This window comes from Xanthomonas populi (assembly GCF_002940065.1).
In the GTDB taxonomy this organism is placed as follows: Bacteria; Pseudomonadota; Gammaproteobacteria; order Xanthomonadales; family Xanthomonadaceae; genus Xanthomonas; species Xanthomonas populi.
In genome coordinates this window covers 1-5,145 of sequence record NZ_MDEJ01000199.1, presented here as the reverse complement: position 1 = coordinate 5,145, position 5,145 = coordinate 1, and the positions used below count along the sequence as shown (strand labels likewise).

The window sequence follows — 5,145 nt, the reverse complement described above, 5'->3', positions numbered from 1 at the left end:
CCGCCGACGTGGCGTGCGCGATGGCCGCGGGCAGCTGACACAGCGACGCAGCTGGACACAGCGCCCAAGGGTGGTGGAGCAGCGAAGCCGCATCGGCGACTGCGCGCTGGATACCATCCGGGCCTCACACGCAAAGGCCGTGGTTGTCAGCATGACCGAACCCCGCAGTCGCCTGCATCTGCTGGTTCGCTCGCCTGACGGCACCGCCGAGAACGTGCGCAAGGCCATCGTCCAGCGGCTGGGTGGCCTCCGCCATACAGGGCACATCCTCACCGCCGACAACGGCAACCAGTGCGCCGATCATCAGCTCATGGCCGCCTGCTTGCAGAGCGATTTCTATTTTGCAGATCCGTACTGCGCATGGCAGCGAGGCAGCAACGAAAATGCCAACGGGTTGACCCGCCAGTACTTGCCACGACAGACGATTTCAGCCCCATCGCCGATGCGCACCTGCGATGGATCAAGCAGCGGCTCTTCAATCGTTGGCGCAAGATACCCGGCTTCAAAACCTCCCTCGAAGTCTTCTCCGAGGAGGTCCTCAACAGCGTTGCGAATCAGAGTGGAATGCGCCCTGTCAAAACACGCTGGGATGGCGCTGATGAAGCAATTACGCGATCAGTGGGCAGTGCAGCCCTCAGATCGCGGCGGTTACGCCAAAGTTGTGCGTTGAGATAAGCAACGTCGGTGCATGTCGTCGAGTTTGAAAAGCGCTTTTACATCACGCTGAACATCGCGCTTGCCTTGATGTACCCGATTTGATTGAACCGGGGGACCGTCAGTGAGACGGATGCTGGCTTGATCGCCGAAGAGCGTGAACAGCGGATAGAACGCGCGACCGACGTCGTGATGGATTTCTGCCTTGGCTTTGCCGAGAACCTGCGGCGCATGCTCGACTACAGTCATGTGGCTGAGGGTTTGCGACTGACCTGGTACGAACGCAATGGCTAGGTGTTTGTCTACCTCGCAGCTGTGATCGACGAGCACAATCGACAGATCACATGGGTGGCTGCAGGACATCGGAGCGTGGCCGCGAGGCATTGGCGACCAATGTTGTCATTGGTTGACAGTTGAAGCTGCACCGCCGCAACAGCACTCCTGAAACGCGGCTCCTGACCCGCAGCGGGCCCGGCGATCTGCCAGGTGCCACAGGACACCGCACATCAGCAGGCTTGCAGGCCACGGTTCTGCAGCGCGCTCGCTTTGCCGCCAGCTGCGTGGCCGTGCCTTGCGCAACGCTCAGCGCGCCGCGCGCAGCAGCGCATCCTCGGTGATCGCATTGGTCAGCACCGTCGGTAACACTGCCGGCGGTGTGCCGGGGCCGTAGACCACGTACAGCGGCACACCGACCGCCTGGTGCTGGTCGAGGAAGGCGCTGATCGTGGGGTCGACGTTGGTCCAGTCGCCTTTCATGTAGACCGCATCGACGCGGCGCAGCGCATCGCGGAATTCGGCGCTGCTCAGCACGTTCTTTTCGTTGGCCTTGCAGGTCACGCACCAGTCGGCGGTCATGTTGACGAACACCACGCGGTTGTCGGCGCGCAGGCGGTCCAGCAGTTGCGGGGAGAACGTCACCACGCCTTCTGCGGCGGTGGCGGCCGGCAAGCTGAGGCGGGTGACTGCGACCACCGGCACGATCGCCAGCACCAGCATCACTGCAGCCAGGCCCATGCCGATGCGATGGCTTTTCCAGCGGCTGCGCTCGAAGCAGAACAGGCCCAGCGCAAGCAAGGTGGCGCCGACCAGCATCAGCGCCAGCGCATCAACGCCGCGCTGCTTGCCCAGTACCCACAGCAGCCAGATCGCGGTGAGATACATCGGGAATGCCAGCACCTGCTTGAGCGTTTCCATCCATGCACCGGGCGTGGGCAGGCGCCGCGCCAGCGAGGGGATGAAGCCTATCAACAGGAACGGCAGCGCCAGGCCCAGGCCTAAGGCCAAAAAGACCAGCATCGCCAGCAGCGCAGGCGCGGTAAACGCATAGGCCAGTGCGGTACCCATGAACGGGGCGATGCAGGGGCTTGCGACCACGCAGGCCAGCACGCCGGTGAAGAAGTCGCCCAGCGGTCCGTTGCGTGCGGCCAGCGACTGGCCGATGCCGCCCAGATTGCTGCCCAGCGTAAACACGCCCGACAGGCTCAGGCCCACCGCAAACATCAGATACGCCAGCGCGGCGACGAACCAGGGCTGCTGCAACTGGAAGCCCCAGCCGGCCGCTTGCCCGGCCGCACGCAAGCCGATCACCAGCCCGCCGATGGCCGCAAACGACACCAGCACGCCCAGCGAATACCAGATGGCATGGCTACGCGCGTGGCTGCGGCTCTCCCCGCTATGCGCTAGCCCCAGCACCTTCAGCGACAGGATCGGCAGCACGCACGGCATCAGGTTCAATACCAACCCGCCGAGCAGGGCTAGCACCAGCATGGCCAGCAGGCCTTTTTCGGTATGCGGCGGCTGGGTGCGTTGTGGGTTGCCGGCCGAGGCGTCGGCAGCGGGCGCTGCGCTGGTGGCGGGCGTGGCGGCAGGCGCGAGTTCGCTGGGCATCTGCCCTGCGGCCAGCGGCGAAATCATCAACGGTGCGGTCTGCGCCTGATTCTGTGGCGACACCGTGCCGGGCGGCAGCTCCAGTGCGACGCGGCGGGTCATTGGCGGATAGCAGATGCCGTCGGTCTGGCATCCTTGAAAGGTCGCCACCAAGGTCACCTTTGCTGGTTCGGTGCGCTCGCGCAGCAGTGGCAGGGTGACTTCGGCCTGGTCGAAATACACCACCACATCGCCGAAATGCTCGTCGCGATGCGCTTTGCCCTGCGGCCAGCGCGGCAGCCCGGTGCGCACGCCGCCGGCGCCTTCCAGCGCCAGCGAGGTGCGGTCGCGGTAGATGTAATAGCCGGGCGCCGGGGTGAAGCGCAGCAGCAGGCTATTGCCGTCACCGACGATGGCTTCAAAGGTGAAGGCCTGCTCGGCCGGCAGCGGCAGCGCCTCCACGCCAGCTGCTTGGCCGGGGCCGCCGAACAGCCGCGGAGCTGCCGGTGCGCGCGGCACCAGCGACCCCAGGTTTTCGCGCTGCGCGGCGGGGGCAGCGGCGTGGGACGAGGCCGAAGCAGCCGAGGCCTCGGGCAGGGCCACGCGCAATTCGCGACGTTGCGGCGGGTAACACACGCCGGCATCGGCGCAGCCCTGGTATTGCACCTGCAACACGGCGGTGCGCAGCGCAGGCTCGGCCTTGCCGGCCAGTTTGGCCTGCAGTTGCTTGCGGTAGGTCTGCACCTGGCCGAAGAATTCGTCGTGCTTGCTCTCGCCTTCCGGCAGTGCCAGCTCGCCTGCGGCAAAGCCTTGCCCGGATTTGACGCCGATGCGGTGGCGATACAGGTAATAGCCCGGCGCGATCTTCCAGCTCAGCGCGATGCTCTCGCGGCTGTCGGCCGTGGCGCTGAGCGTGAATGCCTGATCCACCGGCAGCAGGTCGGCCTCGGTGACCGCCGCCTGCACGGGCAGTGGCGCCACCAGCGCGAGCGGGGCTGCGAACAACGGTACGGCCAGCAATGCGCAGCTGGCGATCCAACGGGACAGAGATTTCATGGACGTCAGGATTCCTTGCGGGTTTCGGCCCGGACCCAATCGAGATACGCCGGCAGCCCGGCGCTGGCTTGGACCGCCACCGCCTCCGGCAGTTCATACGGATGCAGTGCCTGCAGCCGTGCAATGGCGTCGGGCAGGCGGTCTCCCCAGGTCTTGATCAACAGCAGCACTTCCTGGCTGCGCGCGATCGCCCCATTCCAGCGGTACAGCGACTGCGCGCCGGGAACTTGGGTGACGCAGGCGGCCAGGCGTTCGTCCAGCAGCGCGTGCGCAATGCGATCGGCGCTATCGGCATCTGGGCAGCTACTGAACAACAGATGGAGGGAAGAGGCGCTCATGTGACCGCGCAGTGTAATCCCCTGTCTGCGGGGGGATCGACCGCAGATTCCGGAATAAAGCCTTGGCTTCGCTGAGCCTGGCGGCCCGTGAGCGATGCGCACAGTGCATAGGCGTCTTCGATCATGCAGCGTGCGCCGGCCGCATTGCGCGTCCGGCGCGCAAGCGGTGGTGGATTGCCGCTGCAGGCCAACGAACTGGCCCGACGCGCGGGCCGGGCAAGGGTGGGTCAATTGACCAGCTGGCAGCTGGCCGGTTTGGCCGAGGTGAACAGGCCGGAGGTCGCCCATTCGGGGTGATCCACAAACGGATTGCGGTTGCCCTGGAAGCTGAAAATCACCTGGTTGCGCGCACGTTCGGCATCGTCTGGCGGGTCGGCCTGGTGCCAGGCCAGCAGCGTGGACAACAGGCCCATGTAGGCCGGCGAGGCGGAGGTCTGCACGATCCGGCTGCGGTCGTCGGTGAGCTCCAGGTCCGGCTCGGATTGCCCGGTTGCCGCGTCGATGCCGCCTTCGTAACGGATTGCCATGTACATCACCGCACGCGCCATGTCGCCCTTGCGCTTGCCCCACACTTCGAAGGTGCCGCGGTTGCCGTCGGGGGTGCGCACCCAATTGGAATTGCCCGGATAGCGCCCGCCGCCGCCACTGCCGTCGTTGACATCGGTCACCCGCTCGCCGCAGCTGCTGGTACAGGTGGCGTAAGGCTTGTTGCCACGCTCGGCGTTGAAGGCGGTGTCGGTCAGGTACAGCATGTGGATGTCGGTGTAGGGCGCATATGGCAGCCCCTTGTCGCCGCTGGCGCTGCCAAAACCCAGCGAGTTGGGCCAGCTGTGCTCCCGGTTGTAGGTCAGCCCGCTGCCGGTGCCTGCCCGGTCGCTGCCCTTGGCGTAGCTGCGGTTGCGGTAGGCATCCAGGATCCTGCCGCTGTCGCCGGAGGCGCTCGCGTCGTCGTAGTGCAGTTCGTTGATGAACACTGCGGCGTGGGCGGTGGGGACGGCCAGCGCAACCGCGCAGGCCAGGGGACGTGTGCACCTCAGGGACCAGCTCAAGGGAAAAACACGGACACGGGACGGCAACCTCATCGACAGCTCCTTGTGATCGGGGAATGCGTTGCCGACTGTAAAACGTGTGCATGACCATCGGTGGAACCTGGTTCTGAGGTATCCCCACGTTTTTCAGCCCATGACCATCTGGTTGTAGACGTGTTCGGGCAGTGTGCGTAATCGCTCCA

The 5,145-nt window shown here is 65.5% G+C and carries 3 protein-coding genes and 2 pseudogenes; 2 read left to right on the top strand and 3 right to left on the bottom strand.

Annotation, left to right across the window (positions count from 1 at the left end):
* Nucleotides 1–561, top strand: a pseudogene (locus tag XpopCFBP1817_RS19450) (IS30 family transposase); the annotation flags it as partial.
* Nucleotides 562–795: 234 nt separating this feature from the next.
* Nucleotides 796–948 carry a hypothetical protein gene (locus tag XpopCFBP1817_RS21695; protein ID WP_158251328.1) on the top strand — a complete coding sequence of 51 codons (153 nt, stop codon included), beginning with the start codon at nucleotides 796–798 and terminating at the stop codon, nucleotides 946–948.
* Between the two features lie 288 nt (nucleotides 949–1,236).
* On the opposite strand, the gene XpopCFBP1817_RS19445 is transcribed toward XpopCFBP1817_RS21695, so the two are convergent.
* The 3 genes and pseudogenes from XpopCFBP1817_RS19445 to XpopCFBP1817_RS19435 all read right to left on the bottom strand — a co-directional run.
* A complete protein-coding gene (locus XpopCFBP1817_RS19445; protein ID WP_128418346.1) occupies nucleotides 1,237–3,576 on the bottom strand; it encodes a protein-disulfide reductase DsbD family protein in 2,340 nt (779 codons plus the stop codon).
* A gap of 5 nt (nucleotides 3,577–3,581) precedes the next feature.
* Nucleotides 3,582–3,914 carry a divalent-cation tolerance protein CutA gene (gene cutA / locus XpopCFBP1817_RS19440; RefSeq protein ID WP_128418345.1) on the bottom strand — a complete coding sequence of 111 codons (333 nt, stop codon included), beginning with the start codon at nucleotides 3,912–3,914 and terminating at the stop codon, nucleotides 3,582–3,584.
* 227 nt (nucleotides 3,915–4,141) lie between these two features.
* Nucleotides 4,142–4,843 (bottom strand): annotated as a pseudogene (locus XpopCFBP1817_RS19435) (endonuclease I family protein); the annotation flags it as partial.
* Nucleotides 4,844–5,145: the final 302 nt, after the last annotated feature.

What these genes read in the sequence shown, in the direction of transcription:
- XpopCFBP1817_RS19445 (WP_128418346.1), bottom strand. Translation starts at nt 3,576, where the DNA reads ATGAAATCTCTGTCCCGTTGGATCGCCAGCTGCGCATTGCTGGCCGTA.
- cutA (WP_128418345.1), bottom strand. Translation starts at nt 3,914, where the DNA reads ATGAGCGCCTCTTCCCTCCATCTGTTGTTCAGTAGCTGCCCAGATGCC.